The organism is Streptomyces sp. NPDC059009 (assembly GCF_042740175.1).
In the GTDB taxonomy this organism is placed as follows: Bacteria; Actinomycetota; Actinomycetes; order Streptomycetales; family Streptomycetaceae; genus Streptomyces.
In genome coordinates this window covers 96,707-115,898 of sequence record NZ_JBHYJB010000002.1, presented here as the reverse complement: position 1 = coordinate 115,898, position 19,192 = coordinate 96,707, and the positions used below count along the sequence as shown (strand labels likewise).

The following is a 19,192-nucleotide window of genomic DNA, read 5'->3' as shown; positions in this document are numbered from 1 at the left end:
GGCGTCAACTCACGCACGCCGTACGTCAGTTGGTCCCGATCTTCGCCAGCAGATCCACGATCCGGCTCTGCACCTCACCACTGGTGGAGCGCTCGGCGAGGAACAGCACGGTCTCGCCCGCGGCCAGCTTCGGCAGCTCCGTCTGGTCGACGGCGGCCGTGTAGACGACGAGCGGGGTGCGGTTCAACTGGCCGTTCGCGCGCAGCCAGTCGATGATCCCGGCCCGCCTGCGCCGCACCTGGAGCAGGTCCATCACCACCAGGTTCGGCCGCATCTGCGCCGCGAGCGTGACCGCGTCCGCGTCGCTCTCGGCCCGCGCGACCTGCATGCCGCGCCGCTCCAGCGTCGCCGTCAGGGCCAGCGCGATCTCCTCGTGCTCCTCGATGAGCAGCACGCGCGGCGGGTGCTGCTCGCTGTCGCGCGGCGCGAGGGCCTTCAGGAGTACGGCGGGGTCGGCGCCGTACGCGGCCTCGCGCGTCGCCTGTCCGAGCCCGGCCGTGACCAGCACCGGCACCTCGGCGGCGACCGCGGCGGTGCGCAGCGACTGCAGCGCCGTGCGCGTGATCGGCCCGGTCAGCGGGTCCACGAACAGCGCGGCGGGGAACGCGGCGATCTGCGCGTCCACCTCCTCGCGCGAGTGCACGATCACCGGCCGGTAGCCGCGGTCGCTGAGCGCCTGCTGCGTGGTGGCGTCGGGCGCGGGCCAGACGAGCAGCCGGCGCGGGTTGTCCAGCGGCTCGGGCGGCAGCTCGTCGTCCATCGGCTGCGGCCCCGGCCGGTTGTCCACCTCGACGGCGCCACCGGGGCCGTCGAGCGGCTCGGGCCCCTCGTCCGCGTCCTCGTCCGGAGCCCCGATCGCGTACGAACGCCCGGTGCCCTCGGTCGCGGCCCCGAGCCGCGACTGCGGGGCGGCGGCGGGCAGCGGCTGCCCCTGCGCCGGTACGTGTTCCGACGCCTGAATCTGACCCTGACTCTGACTCTGGCTCTGCCCCTTGGCCGTGGCCCCCTGGGGGTGCGGGCGGGCGGCGCCGTCCGGGTCCGGGGGCGTGCCCAGCCTGCGCCGGCGACCGGAGCCGCCGAGGGTGTGGCCCTGGGGCGGGGTGTCCGTGGCGGCGGCCGGGGGCTCCTGCACGGCGGGCAGCGGGACGGAGACCGAGGCGGGCCCGGGGGTGGGCGGGGCCGCCGGGGGCTGCGGGGCCTGCGGGGTCTGCGGCGACCGGGGCGGCTGCGGGGCACCCTGCGGGCGGCCCGGCTGCTCGCTCATCTGCTGCCCGAACGGCACGCCCTGCCCGAGCGTCCGCACGCTGAACGCGCGCCCCTGCGTCGAGTTGGGGTCACCGGGCGCGGCCTCGGCGGGCAGCGGCTGGGCCACCCGGGGCTGCGGACCGGGAGCCGCACCGGGAGCCGGGGCGGGCGCGGGGAGGCCCTGTGCGGGGGTGCCGTCGGAGTGTGCGCCGGGCTGCGGGGGGACGCCGGGGGCGTGCGCGACCGGGGCCGAGTCCGGCTCCGCGTCAGCGTTCGCGTTCGCGCCTGCGTCCGGGCGTTGGTTCTGGTTCTGGTTCCGGGCGACGCTCGGGTCGGCCCCGCCCTCGACGCCCCCTGCCTCCGGCGCCGGACGCGCCCTGCGGCGGCCGGTCGGCGCCTGGGTGGGGTGCGGCTGCGGCGGGGTGTGGTCCTCGGCGGGATCGTGCAGGGCGGCGCTGTGCTGCCCGGTGTCCTGCGCACCACGCGGGTCACCGTGACCAGTGGCCTGCGGCTGGCGGGGTGCCTGCTGCTGCCCGTGACCGGGTGTCTGCTCCTGGCCGTGCGGCTGCGGCTGCGGCTGCGGCTGCCCGGGACCGGACGCCTGCTGCTGAGCGTGGGCGAACTCCTGGTCGGCGGCCTGCTGCTGGCCCTGTCCCTGCTCTTGGCCGGGCGCCCGTCCGTGCCCGGATGCCTGCCCGTGCCCGGATGCCTGCCCCTGGCCGGGCACCTGCGCCTGCCGTCGGCCGGGCGCCTGCTGCTGAGCATGGGCGAACTCCTGGCCCTGTGCCGCCCCGGCCGCGACCTCCGCCAGCTGGCCCGCCTGGCCCCCCTGGCCCGACTGGCCTGCTTGGTCCGTCCCCTCCGCCTGCTCCTGCTCCGCCGCGGGCGGCAGGGCGAAGACCGTCCGCTCGCGGGCCGCCTCCTCCGCCGCGGCCCGCTCCTGCGCGGCCGCGAGTGCACGCCGACGCCGCCCGGTCGGACGCGCGCCACCCTCCGCCGCACCAACTTCAGCCCCCGGTACGGGAGTCGGGGCCGACGGCAGCGCGGGCAGCGCCTGCTGGGCGGGCTGGTCGGCGGGGCGCTGTGCCACGGCCCGCCGGGCCCGCCGCCCCGTGCCCTCCGCCGGAACCGGTACGCCCTGCGGCGGCACCGTCTCACCCAGCGCCGCCGACCCGGCCGCGTGCTCGGCGGCGGTCACCACGGCACCCTCGGCGGGACTCGGCCGCCCACGCCGACGCCCCGTACCACCACTCGTACCGCCGGAAGCGGAACCAGATGCAGCCCCAGCCCCAGCCTCAGTCCCAGCCTCAGCCCCAGCCCCAGCCCCAACTCCAGCCCCCTGAGCCGGAACAGGAACCTCAGCAGCTGAACCGGCTGAACCGGCTGAACCGGCTGAACCGGCTGAACCGGCTGAACCGGCCGAACCGGCCGAACCGGTCCCACCCGCCTCCGCCCCCTCAGCAGCCCGCCGCCGACGCCGCCCGGTCCCACCGGCGGCACCACCAGCCCCACTAGACGTGTCCCCCGCACCCGCACCCGGACCCGCACCCGCAGCCCCAGCGACCCCGCTCTCCAAGAACGCGTCCACCGAAGACCGCCGCGCCCGCCGACGCCCGCCCCCGGTCGCCTGCTCGGGCACCACGACGGAAGCCCCGAGTGCGCCCGAGTCCCCGGTGACCGCACCGGTCCCCGCTTCCGCTCCCGCTCCCAACGGCACTTCCAGCACATACGCGCTGCCGCTCATCCCGGGCACCTCATGGGTCTGCAGGACCCCGCCGTGCGCCCGCACGATGCCCCGGACGATCGGCTCGTGCACCGGGTCTCCTCCGGCGTACGGGCCCCGCACCTCGATGCGGACGACCTCGCCACGCTGGGCTGCGGCGACGACCACCGTGGAGTCGACGGAGGCGGAAGCAGAGGCAGCGGCCGAAGCCGCGCCCGCGCGTGTGCTGCCCGTCGCGTCGATCCCGGCGACGTCCGCGACGAGGTGGGCGAGGGCCGTGGCGAGCCGCACCGGGTCGACCTCGACCTCGATCGGCGGCGCGTGCACGGCGAACTGCGCGCGGCCGGGCCCGATCAGCTCGACGGCGCCCTCAACACCCGTGGCCACGACGGCGTCCAGCAGGACCTTCGTCCGCGCGAGCTCCTCGTCGCCCGAGTCGAGGCGCTGGTAGGCCAGTACGTTGTCGACGAGGGTGGTCATGCGCGCGTACCCGGCCGACAGGTGGTGGAGGACCTGGTTGGCCTCGGGCCAGAGCTGTCCGGCGTCGTCGGCGGCGAGCGCGGCGAGCTCGCGGCGCAGCTCGTCGAGCGGCCCGCGCAGCGAGGAACCGAGCACGGCGAGCAGCTGCTCGTGCCGCGCGGCCAGCACCCCGTACCGCTCGGCCTCGGCCTCGGCCAGCGCCTCGTGGCGGTCCTTCTCGCGCTCGGCGAGCGCCGCGTACCGCTCCTGCTCGGCGGCGAGCTCCTCCGCCCGCTGCTCGGCGGCGGCCCGCAGCTCCTCCTCGTGCCGCTCGATCGTCTCCTCGTGTTCCTTGGCGAGCGCGTCGTAGGGGCGCCGGTCGGTGAAGGTCATGACGGCGCCGACGAGCTGGTCGCCGTCGCGCACGGGCGCGGTGGTCAGGTCCACCGACACCTGTTCACCGCTCTTGCACCACAGGACCTGCCCGCGCACCCGGTGCTTGCGCCCGGAGCGCAGGGTGTCCGCGAGCGGCGACTCCGCGTACGGGAAGGGCTCGCCGTCGGCGCGCGAGTGCAGGACTAGGGGGTGCAGCTCCTGGCCGCCGAGGTCGCTGGCGCGGAACCCGAGGATCTGCGCGGCGGCCGGGTTGACCAGGACCACGCGCCCGTCGGTGTCGGTCCCGACCACGCCCTCCGCGGCGGCGCGCAGGATCATCTCGGTCTGCCGCTGCGAACGCGCGAGTTCGGCCTCGGTGTCCAGGGCCCCGGAGAGGTCCCGTACGACGATCATGAGCAGCTCGTCGCCGGTGTAGCCGTGGCTGTCGTAGGCGTCGCGGCCGTCTTCCAGGTTCGAGCTGGTGACCTCGACGGGGAACTCGCTGCCGTCCGTGCGCCGCGCGGTCATCCGCTTCGGCTTGGTGCGCCCGCGCTCGTCGGTGGTCGTCAGGTCCGGGCGGCGCATCGATCCGGGGATGAGCCGGGAGTCGAACTCCGGCAGCAGATCGAGCAGTCCGCGCCCCACGAGCGCGGTGCCGGGCGCCTCGAACGTCTCCAACGCGATGGCGTTGGCGTTGACGACCGTCCCGTTGGCGTTGACGAGCACCAACGCGTCCGGGAGCGCGTCGAGTATGGCTGCGAGGCGAGCAGCGCCTCGGGATGGCCTGCTGCTCACGACGACGCTTCCTCCCTGATTACCGCACCTTGCCGACCGCGCGAGCCATTTTGGACCGTGGCCCGCGGCATGTCACGGGAGGGAGTCTACGGGGAGTGGTTGCGCGCGCGACGCCGGATGAGAGGGAGGTCGCACGCAGAACGTGTGAGCCTTCGGTACATGCTGGTCACGAACCGGTCGCGACGGCGAAAACTTCTCCGGCCTCAGGCCCCGGCCGTCGTGGGAAGTACGGGCACGAGCGAGTCCCACCGCGAGATCTCGCAGCCGTCGGTGCGCTTGAACGAGGCGTCCACGTGCCGTCCGTGCCAGGTTCCGGTGATGTGCGCGGTGGCGGGACCGCCGTACTGCATGGTGCACATGGCGTCGGGAGCCACGGGCGCGAACGGGTCCTTGCCCCACGGCACCTGGTCCAGCGTCGCGCAGGCCCCGGCCGGGTCGGGGTGGCTGCCGCCCGTGGGCCGGCACTCCAGGTCGAAGGTCCCGTCCTGTCCTTCGCCCGCGTCCGTGACGGTGACCGTGAGCCGGTCGCCCGCCCGCGCCCCCAGGTCGGCGGCGGTGTCGGCGTGCGCGGCGACGGGCGCCGCGGACAGGGCGGCGACGGAGGCGGCGGCGGTGAGGACGAGGCGGCGCAGCATGGTGGGGGCTCCCTGGGTGTCCCTGGGCGGGTACGGCTCTACCGCTCTAACGCGCCCCGGCGCGTGACGTTGCGGGTACGAAATGCGCTTTGCTCTGCGGCCCGCCCGACTAGTACCGTGGAGGCCGCGATTGGTGACACGCCGCCCAGCTGTGTCATCATCTGCACGCACCCCCGCGCTCGCGCCGGAGTGCAAGCTGGAGGCGTCGCCTAGTCCGGTCTATGGCGCCGCACTGCTAATGCGGTTTCGGGGTAACCCCCTGATCGAGGGTTCAAATCCCTCCGCCTCCGCAGCAAGATCCGAAGCCCCGGTCCATCTGGACCGGGGCTTCGGTGCGTACCGGGTGCATGAGCGTCGCCGAAGGTCGTTTTCGCAGGTCGCAAGGGGTGCGGCAAACGGATTTCACATGGCGGCGGCAGTCATGTAATGTTCTTCCTGTCGCCGCGAGCGGGCCGAAAGGCCGGGGAGCGGAGACGAAAACAAAAGAAAATCAAGCACTCGTAGCTTAACGGATAGAGCATCTGACTACGGATCAGAAGGTTGCAGGTTCGAATCCTGCCGAGTGCACAGTCGCGAAGGGCCCCCGGATCATCCGGGGGCCCTTCGCGTTGTCCCGAACCTTCTTGCCCGGGACCTTCTCTCTTCTTGGCATGGTCCGCACAATGGTCTGGACCTATCGTCGAGCGAGAGGTGGTCCGGGCATGTTCGGGACCAGGAGGCCGAGGAGCAAGGCGCGCAGGGGAGTTCTGGCGGTGCTGGCCGTGGTGTGCGGGATGGTGTTCGCCGCCTCCGGGCCCGCCGTCGCGAGGGATTCCGCGGGTTCGGGTTCGGGTTCGGGTGGTTCGGGTTCCGGGCACCGCTTCGTGGTCAGTGAGCGGCAGTTCGAGCGGATGTTCCCGAAGCGGAACTCCTTCTTCACGTACGAGGGTCTGGTCGAGGCCACGCGCGCGTACCCGGAGTTCGCGCGGACCGGGAGCGGGGCCGTGCGCAGGCAGGAGGCCGCCGCGTTCCTGGCGAACGTCAGCCATGAGACCGGGGGGCTCTACTACGTGGTGGCCCAGGACGAGTCCACGTATCCGATCTTCTGCGACGAGACCAAGCCCTATGGGTGTCCGGCGGGGAAGTCCGCGTACTACGGGCGGGGCGCCATCATGCTCAGCTGGAACTTCAACTACAAGGCGGCCGGGGACGCGCTCGGGATCGACCTGCTGAACAACCCGTGGCTGGTGGAGACCGATCCCGCGGTGGCCTGGATGACGGCTCTTTGGTACTGGAACACCCAGCCCGGGCTCGGGTCCATGACCGGGCACGAGGCGATGGTGCGGGGGGCCGGGTTCGGGGAGACCATCCGGGCGCTGAACGGGCCCGAGTGTGATGGCGGGAAGCCCGAGCAGGTGGCTCATCGGGTGGGGCTCTACCGGGACTTCACTAGGGTGCTCCACGTACGGCCCGGGCGGCATCTCGCCTGTTGAGGGCCGGGTGGCAGGGCCGGAGGAGCGTGCGCGGTGGAGTGGTGGTGTGCGGGGCTCGGGTGGCCGGACGGGCGGCCCGTGCTGCGGTGGGAGCGGGGGGTCGGTGCTGCGTCCGAGGGGCGGGTGAGTTCGCTCGGGTACGGGACGGGGATCGCGTTCCGGGCCGTCGGGGAGCGGGGGTGTGTGGGGGCCCGGGGGAATCCGTGTCCGCACGGCGCCGTCGTTCCCGGTGCGGCCACGCAGGCCCGCTGCCCGGAGTGTGCCCGGCTCGACCGGGCGCACTCCGTCGCCGCCGACACCCTCGCCGACGACCCGCGGACCTACCGGGTGTACCTGGCGTGGTTCGGGGCGGGGCTCGTCAAGGTCGGGATCACCCGGGAGGAGCGGGGTGCGGCGCGGCTCCTGGAGCAGGGCGCCGTCGCCTTCAGCTGGCTCGGGCGCGGGCCGCTGATGGCCGCCCGGCGGACCGAGGAGCTGCTACGGGCCGCGCTCGGTGTCCCGGACCGGATCCCGTACGCGCAGAAGCGGGCCGTCAGGGCGACCGTGCTGTCGGGGGCGGGTGAGTCCGCAGGTGAGTTCGCGGGGGAGCTGGTGCGGATGCATGCGCGGGCCGTCGGGCTCGGCGGGTGGCCCGATTCGCTGGAGCGGCTTCCCTGCGAAGTCGTCGACCATGTAAGGGAGTTCGGGATCAGAGGGCTGCCGGTGGCCGGGGGTGTGGTCGGCGGGCTCATGGATGGAGTGGTCGTGGCCGGGAGACTGGTGGCGGCCGCCGGGCCCGATCTGCATCTCATGGAGGAGGGTGCGGACGGGAGAGTGCTGGTGCTCGACACGCGGTTGCTCGTCGGGTGGCGGCTCGGCGGGGCGCCGGGGGCCGTGCGGACGACGGCCCAGGTGCGGGAGGTGCCCGGGGTGCAAGGGGGGCTCTTCTGAGGGGCGCCGCTGGGGGGGGCGACGCTGGGGGGAAGGGGGCTCCGTGTGGGGCATTGGCTGACCGGAGGGTCAAGTCTCCGCGCCCGTACGGCAATGAAGGGCGCCCCAGGGTGGACAGCGCCCCGCGAGGGACCCGAGGCTGAGCTCATGAGTGATCACCCCATAGCTCCTGTCGGGCCCTTCGAACCCCCCTACTACGCCGTCGTGTTCACCTCCCTGCGCACCGAGCGGACCGAGGGCTACGCCGAGGCCGCCGCCCGCATGGACGAGCTGGTCGCCGACGTGCCCGGCTTCCTCGGCAGCGACCACGCGCAGACGCCCGGCGGGCTCAGCATCACCGTCAGCTACTTCCGCGACGAGGAGTCGATCAAGGTGTGGCGCGCCGACGCCGAGCACCGGGTGGTGCAGAAGCGGGGGCGGGAGGAGTGGTACGAGACGTACGTCACGCATGTCTCCAAGGTCGAGCGGAGCTATCGCTTTGAGCGGGAGTGAGGCCGCGGCCGTGGAGGGTGTGACTCCGGAGGGTGTGGCCCCGGAAGGTGTGACTCCGGAGGGCGAGGCCGAGCGGGTGCGGGCCTTCTGGGAGCGGCTCGGGCTGCCGGGGATCGTCGACGTGCACACGCACTTCATGCCCGAGCGCGTCCTGGAGAAGGTGTGGGGGTATTTCGACTCGGCGGGCCCCCTGACCCGCCTGGAGTGGCCCATCACGTACCGGCACGAGGAGTCCCGACGGCTGGAACTGCTGCGGGAGTTCGGGGTCACCGCCTTCACCGCCATGCTCTATCCGCACAAGCCCGGCATGGCCGCGTGGCTGAACGGCTGGGCCGTCGACTTCGCCCGCCGCACGCCCGACTGTCTGCACACCGCGACCCTCTTCCCCGAGGAAGGGGTCGAGGGCTATGTGCGGGAGGCCGTCGAGGCCGGGGCACGGGTGTTCAAGGCGCATGTGCAGGTGGGGGCGTACGACCCGGGGGACCCGCTGCTCGACCCCGTGTGGGGGCTGCTCGCGGAGGCCGGGATCCCCGTCGTCATGCACTGCGGGTCGGGGCCCGTGCCCGGCAAGCACACCGGGCCCGAGCCGGTCGGGCGGGTGCTCGCCCGCCATCCCCGGCTGCGGATCGTCGTGGCGCACCTGGGCATGCCGGAGTACGCCGACTTCCTCGACCTCGCGGAGCGGTACGAGGAGGTGCGGCTCGACACGACGATGGCGTTCACCGACTTCGTCGAGCGCTTCACGCCGTTCCCGCGCGCCGAGCTGCCGCGGCTCGCCGCCCTGGGCGAGCGGGTGCTGCTTGGGACCGACTTCCCCAACATCCCCTATCCGTACGTCCACCAGCTCCAGGCCCTGGAGCGCCTGGAGCTGGGGGACGAGTGGCTGCGGGGGGTCTGCTACGGGAACGCGGCCCGGCTCTTCGGGCTCGGTGAGGGCATCCGCTAGAGGGGCAGTGCCTCCGCCAGGGCCCGCCACTGCGGCAGCGGCAGGTCCGTGCGCGGGTCCGCCGTCACCACCTGGACCGCGAGGTGGTCCGCGCCCGCGGCCAGGAACTCGTCCGCGCGGGCCCGGATCGCCGCCGGGGAGCCGAGGGCGAAGACCGCGTCGATGAGCCGGTCGCTGCCGCCGTCCTTGAAGTCGTCCTCGACGAAGCCGAGGCGCAGGAAGTTGTTGGTGTAGTTGGGCAGCGGCAGGTAGAACGAGAGGTAGGTGCGGGCCAGCGTGCGGGCCGCCGCCATGTCCTCGTCCACGACGACCTTCAACTCCGGTGCCAGCAGGGCCTCGTCGCCGAGCGCCGCGCGGGCCTTCGCGGTGTGCTCGGGCGTCACCAGGTAGGGGTGGGCGCCGGCGGCGCGGGTCCGGGAGAGCTCCAGCATCTTCGGGCCGAGGGCGGCGAGGACGCGGCGCTCCGCGGGGACCGGGGCGGGGGCGGCGTCCAGGGCCGACAGATACTCCTTCATCGCCGAGTACGGCTTGGCGTACTGCGGCGCGAGCGCGTCGTGGCTGACGCCGAGGCCGAGCACGAAGCGGCCCGGGTGCGCCGTCTCGAAGTCCGCGAGGCGGGCCGCCACCGACTCCGCGGAGTGCTGCCAGATGGAGAGGATGCCGGTGGCGACCGTGATCCGGCCGGTGGCGTCGAGGAGCGGTGCCACGTCGTCGAGTGCCGGGCTGCCGCCCACCCAGAGCGCGCCGTAGCCGAGCTCGTCCAACTCGGCCGCTGCTTCGGTGACTTGGTCCTTTCGTGCCGGGTCGCCCGCCTTGAAGGCGCTGCTCCACAGGCCGATGCGGCCCACTGCCGTACGCGCGTGATCCAGGGTCATGATCGGGATGAACCCGGGGGACGGACCGCCTATTCCCGGAGGGGCCCCGGGGCCGGTTCGCGTTCCCCGAAGGGAGACCGCGACGAGATCGCGGCCGGTTCTCAGGAAATTCACAGACTGGGGAAAGCTCCCTCTCACGGGCGCCGCACAGGCTGTCCGCCATGACCACCACCTCGCCCCAGGGGCGCACCGAACTGCTCAGGCCGGACGGGAGCCCCGTCCGCGTGCTCGTCGTGGACGACGAGGAGTCGCTGACCGAGCTGCTGTCCATGGCCCTGCGCTACGAGGGCTGGCAGATCCGCAGCGCCGGGGACGGCGCGGGCGCCGTGCGGGCCGCCCGGTCCTTCCGGCCCGACGCTGTGGTGCTCGACATGATGCTGCCCGACATGGACGGGCTCTCCGTCCTCGGCCGGGTGCGGCGCGAGCTGCCCGACGTGCCCGTGCTCTTCCTCACCGCGAAGGACGCCGTGGAGGACCGGATCGCGGGGCTCACCGCGGGCGGCGACGACTACGTCACCAAGCCCTTCAGCCTGGAGGAGGTCGTGGCCCGGCTGCGCGGCCTCATCCGGCGCGCCGGTGCCGCCGACCGCAGGTCCGAGTCCATGCTCGCCGTGGGCGACCTGACCCTCGACGAGGACAGCCACGAGGTGACCCGGGGCGGCGACTCCATCCACCTCACGGCCACCGAGTTCGAGCTGCTCCGCTATCTGATGCGCAACCCGCGCCGGGTGCTCAGCAAGGCGCAGATCCTCGACCGGGTGTGGAGCTACGACTTCGGCGGCCAGGCCAACGTCGTCGAGCTCTACATCTCGTATCTGCGCAGGAAGATCGACGCGGGCCGCGAGCCGATGATCCACACGCGGCGCGGCGCCGGGTATCTGCTGAAGCCCGCGCCCGCGGCCGTCGCGGCGGTGTGAAGCGGCGGCGGGGGCCGCGCACCCTGCGCACGCGGCTCGTCATCGCCGCGGTCGGCCTGATCGCGGTGATCTGCGCGGTCATCGGCACCGTCACGACGATCGCCCTGCACACCTATCTGTACGCGCAGTTGGACAAGCAGGTGCACGAGGTCGTCGGGATGGCCGACGGCGGCCACCCCCTGCCCGGCCCCGGCAGGGACGAGCCGCTCCGGTTCCTCGCCGGGCCCGGCAACAAGAACACCGTGGCCGCCCGCCTCGACACCACGGACGGCTCGGTCGTCGAAGCCGCAAGGAGCGACCGCGACAGCACCACCCGCACCTCCGGGCTGACCGAGGCCCAGGCCGGCGCCCTCACCTCCGTCCCCCGCGACGGCACCGAGCACTCCGTGCACCTGCCCGGACTCGGCGACTACCGCGTCGGCGCCAAGCCCGGCGGGGACATCGTGGTCGGCCTCCCCGAGACCGAGGTCCGGGGCACCCTCTCCACCCTGATCTGGGTGGAGGTCAGCGTCACCGCGGCCGGGCTCGTCGCCGCCTCGCTCGCGGGCGCCGCCATGGTCGGCGTGGCCCTGCGCCCGCTGCGCCGCGTCGCCGCCACCGCGACCCGCGTCTCCGAACTCCCCCTGCACAGCGGCGAGGTGACCCTCCACGAGCGCGTCCCCGAGTCCGAGGCCGACCCACGCACCGAGGTCGGCCAGGTCGGCGCCGCCCTCAACCGGATGCTCGACCACGTCCACGGGGCGCTGCACGCACGGCAGTCGAGCGAGATGCGGGTGCGGCAGTTCGTCGCCGACGCCAGCCATGAGCTGCGCACGCCGCTCGCCTCCATACGCGGCTACGCCGAGCTCACCCGGCGCGGCCACGAGCGCGGCCACGAGGAAGCCGGGCCCGACACCCGGCACGCCCTCGGCCGCATCGAGTCCGAGGCGCACCGCATGACCGGCCTGGTCGAGGACCTGCTGCTGCTCGCCCGGATCGACGCCGGGCGCCCCCTGTCGTACGCGGACACCGACCTCTCCCCGCTCGTCGTGGACGCCGTCAGCGACGCCCGCGCGGCCGGGCCCGGCCACACCTGGCGGCTCGACGTGCCCGCCGACCCGGTGCCGGTGCGCGCCGACGCCGCCCGGCTCCACCAGGTCCTGGTGAACCTCCTCGCCAACGCCCGCACCCACACCCCGCCCGGCACCACCGTGACCGCCCGCGTGCACACCGAAGGCCCGTGGGCGCGGCTCGATGTCGAGGACGACGGGCCCGGCATCCCGGCACAGCTCCAGCCGCACGTCTTCGAGCGGTTCGCGCGCGGCGACACCTCGCGCTCCCGCGCCCATGGCTCCACGGGGCTCGGCCTCGCCATCGTGCGCGCGGTGACCGATGCGCACGGCGGCGCGGTGACGGTGGAGAGCGCGCCGGGCCGGACCGTGTTCACGGTGCGGCTGCCGCTGTCCGGGAGCCGGACGTCGGACGCGGACGGCCACCGATCCCCGTACACGGACGGCCACCACCCGCCGTACGAGACCCAGTTGGCCGTGCACTCACAGGCGGGCCACAGCCTCACCACACAGCCCTGACAGAGCGGCCCGCGAGGTTCGTGGCATGCGAACCGACTCCCTCGCGGCCGACTCCCTCGCCGCCGGCTCCCTCCCGGCCGGCTCCCTTCCGGCCGGCTCCCTTCCGGCGGCCCTGCCCGCCCGGGAGCACCTGCCCGCGGCCTTGCCCGCCGCACCGGGACCGACCCGGCCGCCGCTCCTCGACGTGGTCGTCCCCGTCCACAACGAGGAGCGCGACCTCGGGCCGTGCGTGACCCGGCTGCGCCGGCACCTCGACCGCACCTTCCCCTACTCGTTCCGCATCACGGTCGCCGACAACGCGTCCACCGACTCAACCCCCCAGGTCGCCAGGGAACTTGAGGCCGACAGCCCGCAGATCCGCTATGTCCGCCTGGAGCAGAAGGGGCGCGGGCGGGCCCTGCGCACGGTCTGGGCGGCGTCCGACGCGCCCGTCCTCGCGTACATGGACGTCGATCTGTCCACCGACCTCAACGCCCTGCTGCCGCTGGTCGCCCCGCTGATCTCCGGCCACTCCGACCTGGCGATCGGCTCCCGGCTCGCGCGCAGCTCGCGCGTGGTGCGCGGCCCCAAGCGGGAGTTCATCTCGCGCGCGTACAACCTCATCCTGCGCGGCTCGCTCCAGGCCCGCTTCTCCGACGCCCAGTGCGGGTTCAAGGCGATCCGGCGGGACGTCGCGCAGGTGCTGCTGCCGCTCGTCGAGGACACCGGGTGGTTCTTCGACACCGAGATGCTGGTCGTCGCCGAGCGCGCGGGCCTGCGCATCCACGAGGTGCCGGTCGACTGGGTCGACGACCCCGACTCCACCGTCCACCTCGTCAGGACCGCAACGGACGACCTCAAGGGCGTCTGGCGGGTGGGCCGCGCCCTCGCCGTCGGCGCGCTGCCCCTCGACCGGCTCACCCGTCCCTTCGGCGACGACCCGCGCGACCGCCAACTCGCGGGTGTGCCACGGGGCTTGGCGCGGCAGCTGGTCGGCTTCTGCGCCGTGGGCGCCCTGTCGACCCTCGCCTACCTCCTGCTCTACTCCGCCTTCCGTACGTTCACGGGCTCGCAGCTCGCCAACGCGCTCGCCCTCCTGGTCTCCGCCGTCGCCAACACGGCGGCCAACCGGCGCCTCACCTTCGGGGTGCGCGGCCGCGACCGGGCCGTCCGCCACCAGGCGCAGGGCCTCGTGGTCTTCGCCATCGGCCTGGCCCTGACCAGCGGCTCCCTGGCCGCCCTCGACACGGCCGCCGCCGACCCGGCGCACTCCACGGAGCTCGCGGTCCTGATCGCGGCGAACCTGGCCGCGACGGTGCTCAGGTTCCTGCTGCTGCGGGCCTGGGTCTTCCCGGACCAGCGGACCGCGTACGAGCAGCGGACCGCGTACGAGCAGCAGACCGCGTACGAGCAGCAGGCCACGTGCGATCAACAGCCCCCGTACGAGCAGCGGACCGCGTGCGATCAACAGCCCCCGTACGGCACGAACCACCCCCACGACCCGAGGAACCCCCGATGACCACGGCCCATCCCGCCCCACAGCCCACGGCGCCACCCGCGCCCCCCTGCGCGGACCGCGGTCACCGGCGCGCGGGCGACGTCGCCCACCGCCTGTGGCACGGCCGCGCGGAGGACGCGCGCTGGGTGCGCCCGGCCTTCCTCGGCCTGCTCCTCGTCACCGCCGTGCTCTACCTCTGGAACCTCAGCGCCTCCGGCTACGCCAACTCCTTCTACTCCGCGGCCGTCCAGGCGGGCAGCCAGAGCTGGAAGGCGCTCTTCTTCGGCTCGCTCGACGCGGGCAACGCCATCACCGTCGACAAGCCCCCGGCCTCCCTGTGGCCGATGGCCCTGTCCGTACGGCTCTTCGGCCTCAACTCGTGGGCGGTCCTCGTCCCGCAGGTGCTGATGGGCGTGGCCACGGTCGGCGTCCTGTACGCGGCCGTGCGGCGCCGCTTCAGCGCCACCGCCGGACTCCTCGCGGGCGCGGTGCTCGCGCTGACGCCGGTGGCCGCGCTGATGTTCCGCTTCAACAACCCGGACGCGCTGCTCGCGCTGCTCATGACCGTCACGGTCTACTGCGTGCTGCGCGCCCTGGAGCACGGCCGCACCAAGTGGCTGGTGTGGGCGGGCGTCGCGGTCGGCTTCGCCTTCCTCACCAAGACGCTCCAGGCGTTCCTGATCCTGCCGCCGCTCGCCGTCCTGTACGCGGTGTGCGCACCCGTGCGGCCGCGCAAGCGGTTCGGTCAACTCGCCCTCTCCACCGGGGCGATGATCGCGTCCGGCGGCTGGTGGGTCGCGATCGTGGAGCTGTGGCCCGCGTCCTCGCGCCCGTACATCGGCGGCTCGCAGAACAACTCCTTCCTCGAGTTGACCTTCGGCTACAACGGCCTCGGCCGCATCAACGGCGACGAGGCCGGAAGCGTCGGCGGGGGCGGTGGTGGCCGTGGTCCCGGCGGGGGTGGTGGCGGTGGCGGTGGCGGTCAGTGGGGCGAGACCGGGCTCGGCCGGATGTTCAACTCCGAGGTCGGCAGCCAGATCTCCTGGCTGCTGCCCGCCGCCCTGATCCTGCTCGTGGCCGGACTCGTCCTCACCTGGAAGGCCCAGCGGACGGACACGGCCCGCGCCGCGTTCCTCGCGTGGGGCTCCGCGCTGCTGATGACCGCCGGGGTCTTCAGCTTCATGGCGGGCATCTTCCACCAGTACTACACGGTGGCCCTCGCCCCCTACCTCGCGGCCCTCATCGGCATGGGCGCCACGGTCCTGTGGGAGGAGCGCGCCAAGTGGTGGGCGGGCGCCACGCTCGGCGTGACCGTCGCGGTCACCGCGTGGTGGGGCCACACGCTGCTCGACCGGACCCCGGACTACCTGCCGTGGCTGCGCTGGGCGGTCCTGGCGGGCGGCCTGGCGGGCGCCCTCGCACTCGCTTTCGTGGGCCGCATGAGCCGCCAACTGGCGGTGGGGGCCGTGGTGTTGGGCACGGCGGCGTCGCTGGCGGGCCCGACGGCGTACACGCTGTCGACGCTGGACTCCGCGCACACGGGGTCGATCGTGACGGCGGGGCCTTCGGGGGCGGGGATGGGCTTTCCCGGGGGCGGGGGCAAGGGAGGCCCCGGGGGAGGCAAGGGAGCGCCGGGCGGTGGCACCGGGGGACCTGGTGGCGGGATGAAGGGCGGGACGCAGATGCGGCCGCCCGGTCAGCAGGGCGCTGCCCAGCCCGGAGGGGCACCCGGGGGAGGACCCACGGGACCCACGGGACCCACGGGCGAAAGCGGCGGCCGAGGCGGCGGCGCGGGCGGCGGCATGGGCGGCCTCCTCAACGGCGCCCAGGTCAGCGCCAAGGCCAAGAAGCTCCTGGCGGCGAACGCCGGCGACTACACCTGGGCCGCCGCGACCATCGGCTCCCAGAACAGCGCCAGCTACCAACTCGCCACCGGGAAGCCGGTGATGGCGATCGGCGGCTTCAACGGCAGTGACCCCGCGCCGACGCTCGCGCAGTTCAAGAAGTACGTGGCCGACGGCACGATCCACTACTTCATCGGCGGCCAGTCGGGCGGCCCGGGCGGCAACAGCGGTACGGCCTCGAAGATCACCTCCTGGGTGACGTCCCACTACAAGAAGGTCACCGTCGGCAGCGCCACCTTCTACGACCTGACGCAGCCCAGGAGTTAGCCCCCGCCGGGCACCCCTGAGACAAACCCCTTTACGCCGTACAAGGATCTCCTCTACGGTGTACGTCGCCCACCTGACGTACACCGTAGAAGGAGCCTGAATGACGGCAACGACTGCCGAGACCCACGACTCCACCGCCCCCGACGGCGGCGGCCACCCGCAGCGCTGGCTGATCCTCGGCGTCATCTGCCTCGCCCAGCTCACCGTGCTGCTCGACAACACCGTCCTGAACGTGGCGATCCCGTCCCTCACCGAGGAGTTGGACGCGTCCACGGCGGACATTCAGTGGATGATCAACGCCTACTCGCTGGTCCAGTCCGGACTCCTGCTCACCGCGGGCAGCTCGGCCGACCGCTACGGGCGCAAGAAGATGCTGGTCGCGGGCCTCGCCCTGTTCGGGATCGGCTCCCTCGTGGCGGGCCTCGCGCAGAGCTCGGGCCAGCTCATCGCGGCGCGGGCCGGCATGGGCATCGGCGGCGCGCTGCTCCTCACCACGACGCTCGCCGTCGTGATGCAGATCTTCAGTGACGCGGAGCGGGTCAAGGCCATCGCGATGTGGTCGACCGTCAGTTCCCTCGGCTTCGCCGCGGGCCCGCTGCTCGGCGGGGTCATGCTGAACCACTTCTGGTGGGGCGCGATCTTCCTGGTCAACATCCCCGTGGCGCTCCTCGCGCTGGCGGCCGTGATCAAGATGGTCCCGGAGTCGAAGAACCCGACGGGCGACCGCCCCGACCTGCTCGGCGCACTGCTGTCCACGATCGGCATGGCCGCGGTCGTGTTCGCGATCATCTCCGGCCCCCGGGAGGGCTGGACGTCGGGCCAGGTGCTCGGCTCGGCCGCGGTGGGCGCCGTGGTCCTGGCGGCCTTCGTCCGGTGGGAGCTGCGCATCCCGTACCCGATGCTGGACATGCACTTCTTCCGCAACCGCCCCTTCATCGGGGCCGTCGCGGGCGCGATCCTGGTCGCCTTCGGCATGGGCGGCTCGCTCTTCCTGCTCACCCAGCACCTGCAGTTCGTGATGGGGTACGAGCCGTTGGAGGCGGGCCTGCGCACGGCGCCGCTCGCGGTGTCGGTGGTCGCCCTCAACCTGCTCGGGATCGGCGCGCGCCTGCACAAGAAGCTGGGCACGCCGGTCACGATCCTGTGCGGCATGAGCCTGCTCGCGGGCGGCCTCGCGCTGGTCGCCCTGCTCGGGGGCGGGACGGACGGCGGCTACGGCGGGATGCTGGCGGGCCTGATCGTGATGGGCTCGGGCATCTCGCTCGCCATGCCCGCGATGGCCAACGCCATCATGAGCGCGATCCCGCCGGAGAAGGCGGGCGTGGGCGCGGGGGTCAACGGCACGCTGGCCGAGTTCGGCCACGGACTCGGGGTAGCAGTCCTGGGTGCGGTCCTCAACTCCCGCTTCGCGGCCCTCGTCTCGGTCTCCGCGGCCTCCCTGCCCGCGGCGCTCGCGGCCGCCGATTCGCAGACCGAGCGGGCGAAGATCGCAGACGCGTTCGCCTCGGGGCTCGAGACCAGCCAGCTGGTGGGGGCCGTCGCGGTGTTCCTCGGAGGCGTGGTGGCGGCCGCGTTGCTGAAGAGGGCGGAGAGGGCAGACTCACCGGTGACACCGGCACAGCCGTAGGGCCCGCATAGCATCGAGGTGGGCGGACGGCTGGATTCCGCTCCGCCCACCGCCCCGACTCACCCTCCGTACGAAGTGCCCCTATCCCCGTCCCCGTCTCCGTCTCCGTCTCCGTCTCCGTCTCCGTCTCCGTCTCCGTCTCCGTCCCTGTCCCCGTCCCTGTCGAATCTCTGTCGAATCTCTGTCGAATCTCTCTGGAAGGTGCGCCATGGTGAAGGCAGCCGACCGCGCGAAGCGCCCGGCGCGGACGAGCGTCTGGCTGGAGGAGAAGGCCACCGCGCGCGGCGGGGGCGGCGGCCGCAGGTCCGACCAGCCCTCGGGCCTGGACCGCGACCGCATCACCGAGACCACGGTCCGGCTCTTGGACGCGGAGGGCCTCGCCAAGTTCTCCATGCGCCGCCTCGCCGCGGAGCTGAATGTGACGGCGATGTCCGTCTATTGGTACGTGGACACCAAGGACGACCTCCTGGAGCTGGCCCTCGACGCGGTCTTCGGCGAGCTCGATCTGCCCGAGGCGGACTCGGAGTCGGACCCGGACACGAAGGCGGACTGGCGCGACCAGCTCCGCGAACTGGCCGCCGAATACCGGAAGTTGCTGGTCCGGCACGCCTGGGTGTCACCGCTCGTCGGGACCTTCCTCAACATCGGCCCGAACTCGATGAGGTTCTCCCTGACGGTGCAGCGCGCCGTGAAGAACACGGGCCTGCCCCCGCACGAACAGATGGGCGCGCTCTCGGCCGTCTTCCAGTTCGTCTACGGCTTCGGCACGATCGAGGGCCACTTCGTGCAGCGCTGCGCCTCGGCGGGGATGACCCAGGACGCGTACTTCCAGCAGGCCATGGGCACGGTCAAGGCGGAGCCCCGGTTCGCCGAGATGGTGGAGAGCTCGGCGGAGCTGATGGACGCGCGGGGCGGCGACACGGTCGAGGAGATGCGCGAGCGCGACTTCCGCATCGCGCTCGACCTGATGGTGGCGGGCATCGAGGCGATGCTGGCGCGCACGCGTTCGTAGATCAGCCCTCCGAGGCCGGCCGAGCCGGAAACCCCCCGGTGGCGACGGGCCCCCACCGCTCCGGGGTGACCCGGATGATGGACTTGCCCTGCTTGAGCATGGCGGCCCGGTATTCGTCCCAGTCCGGGTGCTCCCCGGAGATGTTGCGGAAGTACTCGACGAGCGGCTCCACCGAGTCGGGTGCGTCGATGACCTCGGCGGCGCCGTCGACCTGGACCCACGGACCGTTCCACTCGTCCGACAGGACAAGGACGCTGACGCGCGGATTCCGCTTGGCGTTGCGGGTCTTGGCCCGCTCCGGGTAGGTGGAGACGACGATCCGGCCCGCGTCGTCGACCCCGCAGGTCAGCGGGGAGCCCTGCGGGGTGCCGTCCGCCCGCGCGGTCAGCAGGATCGCGCGGTGCCGGGGACGGACGAAGTCGAGCAACTCATCGAGGGACACAGGGGTGTTGGTCGCGATGCCGGGTGCCATG

Annotated in this window: 14 protein-coding genes and 2 tRNA genes; 12 read left to right on the top strand and 4 right to left on the bottom strand. The window is 73.2% G+C overall.

Going from position 1 to position 19,192, the window contains the following annotated elements; translation table 11 throughout:
- Positions 1-25: 25 nt before the first annotated feature.
- Both ACFWYM_RS02365 and ACFWYM_RS02360 read right to left on the bottom strand, forming a co-directional pair.
- Positions 26-4,597: a PAS domain-containing protein gene (locus ACFWYM_RS02365; RefSeq protein WP_384829006.1), complete on the bottom strand. Its 4,572-nt coding sequence runs from the start codon at positions 4,595-4,597 to the stop codon at positions 26-28.
- A gap of 203 nt (positions 4,598-4,800) precedes the next feature.
- Positions 4,801-5,232 carry an SSI family serine proteinase inhibitor gene (locus ACFWYM_RS02360; RefSeq protein ID WP_384829004.1) on the bottom strand — a complete coding sequence of 144 codons (432 nt, stop codon included), beginning with the start codon at positions 5,230-5,232 and terminating at the stop codon, positions 4,801-4,803.
- Positions 5,233-5,430: 198 nt separating this feature from the next.
- Here ACFWYM_RS02360 and ACFWYM_RS02355 point away from each other — a divergent pair.
- The 6 genes from ACFWYM_RS02355 (at position 5,431) to ACFWYM_RS02330 (ending at position 9,072) form a co-directional block, all read left to right on the top strand.
- Positions 5,431-5,522 (top strand) — tRNA-Ser (locus tag ACFWYM_RS02355).
- 204 nt (positions 5,523-5,726) lie between these two features.
- Positions 5,727-5,799, top strand: a tRNA-Arg gene (locus ACFWYM_RS02350).
- A gap of 134 nt (positions 5,800-5,933) precedes the next feature.
- Entirely contained in the window at positions 5,934-6,704 is a 771-nt protein-coding gene (locus tag ACFWYM_RS02345) for a chitinase (protein ID WP_384829003.1), read from the top strand.
- A 33-nt stretch (positions 6,705-6,737) separates the two neighbouring features.
- Positions 6,738-7,634: a DUF2797 domain-containing protein gene (locus tag ACFWYM_RS02340; RefSeq protein ID WP_384829001.1), complete on the top strand. Its 897-nt coding sequence runs from the start codon at positions 6,738-6,740 to the stop codon at positions 7,632-7,634.
- A gap of 147 nt (positions 7,635-7,781) precedes the next feature.
- The gene (locus ACFWYM_RS02335; protein ID WP_384828999.1) at positions 7,782-8,126 is read left to right on the top strand and encodes an antibiotic biosynthesis monooxygenase family protein; all 345 of its coding nucleotides are present in this window, start codon (positions 7,782-7,784) and stop codon (positions 8,124-8,126) included.
- Entirely contained in the window at positions 8,083-9,072 is a 990-nt protein-coding gene (locus ACFWYM_RS02330) for an amidohydrolase family protein (protein ID WP_384828997.1), read from the top strand. Before ACFWYM_RS02335 ends, ACFWYM_RS02330 begins: the two co-directional genes overlap by 44 nt.
- On the opposite strand, the gene ACFWYM_RS02325 is transcribed toward ACFWYM_RS02330, so the two are convergent.
- The gene (locus tag ACFWYM_RS02325) at positions 9,069-9,947 is read right to left on the bottom strand and encodes an LLM class F420-dependent oxidoreductase (protein WP_384828995.1); all 879 of its coding nucleotides are present in this window, start codon (positions 9,945-9,947) and stop codon (positions 9,069-9,071) included. The genes ACFWYM_RS02330 and ACFWYM_RS02325 overlap by 4 nt on opposite strands.
- Positions 9,948-10,108: 161 nt before the next feature.
- Between ACFWYM_RS02325 and ACFWYM_RS02320 the strand changes: the two genes are divergently transcribed.
- From ACFWYM_RS02320 to ACFWYM_RS02295, 6 genes are all read left to right on the top strand, one after another.
- Positions 10,109-10,864 (top strand): response regulator transcription factor, encoded by a 756-nt coding sequence (locus ACFWYM_RS02320; RefSeq protein ID WP_384828993.1) that lies wholly within the window; start codon positions 10,109-10,111, stop codon positions 10,862-10,864.
- Positions 10,861-12,432 (top strand): ATP-binding protein, encoded by a 1,572-nt coding sequence (locus tag ACFWYM_RS02315; RefSeq protein ID WP_384828991.1) that lies wholly within the window; start codon positions 10,861-10,863, stop codon positions 12,430-12,432. Before ACFWYM_RS02320 ends, ACFWYM_RS02315 begins: the two co-directional genes overlap by 4 nt.
- 25 nt (positions 12,433-12,457) lie before the next feature.
- Positions 12,458-13,930 carry a glycosyltransferase gene (locus tag ACFWYM_RS02310; protein ID WP_384828989.1) on the top strand — a complete coding sequence of 491 codons (1,473 nt, stop codon included), beginning with the start codon at positions 12,458-12,460 and terminating at the stop codon, positions 13,928-13,930.
- Positions 13,927-16,080, top strand: coding sequence for an ArnT family glycosyltransferase (locus ACFWYM_RS02305; RefSeq protein ID WP_384828986.1), 2,154 nt, complete (start codon positions 13,927-13,929; stop codon positions 16,078-16,080). Before ACFWYM_RS02310 ends, ACFWYM_RS02305 begins: the two co-directional genes overlap by 4 nt.
- A gap of 100 nt (positions 16,081-16,180) precedes the next feature.
- Positions 16,181-17,707: an MFS transporter gene (locus ACFWYM_RS02300; RefSeq protein ID WP_384828984.1), complete on the top strand. Its 1,527-nt coding sequence runs from the start codon at positions 16,181-16,183 to the stop codon at positions 17,705-17,707.
- A gap of 208 nt (positions 17,708-17,915) precedes the next feature.
- Positions 17,916-18,719, top strand: coding sequence for a TetR/AcrR family transcriptional regulator (locus ACFWYM_RS02295; protein ID WP_384828982.1), 804 nt, complete (start codon positions 17,916-17,918; stop codon positions 18,717-18,719).
- Position 18,720: 1 nt separating this feature from the next.
- Here ACFWYM_RS02295 and ACFWYM_RS02290 read toward each other — a convergent pair whose 3' ends face one another.
- The gene (locus tag ACFWYM_RS02290; protein WP_384828980.1) at positions 18,721-19,191 is read right to left on the bottom strand and encodes a PPOX class F420-dependent oxidoreductase; all 471 of its coding nucleotides are present in this window, start codon (positions 19,189-19,191) and stop codon (positions 18,721-18,723) included.
- Between the last annotated feature and the right edge of the window lies 1 nt (position 19,192).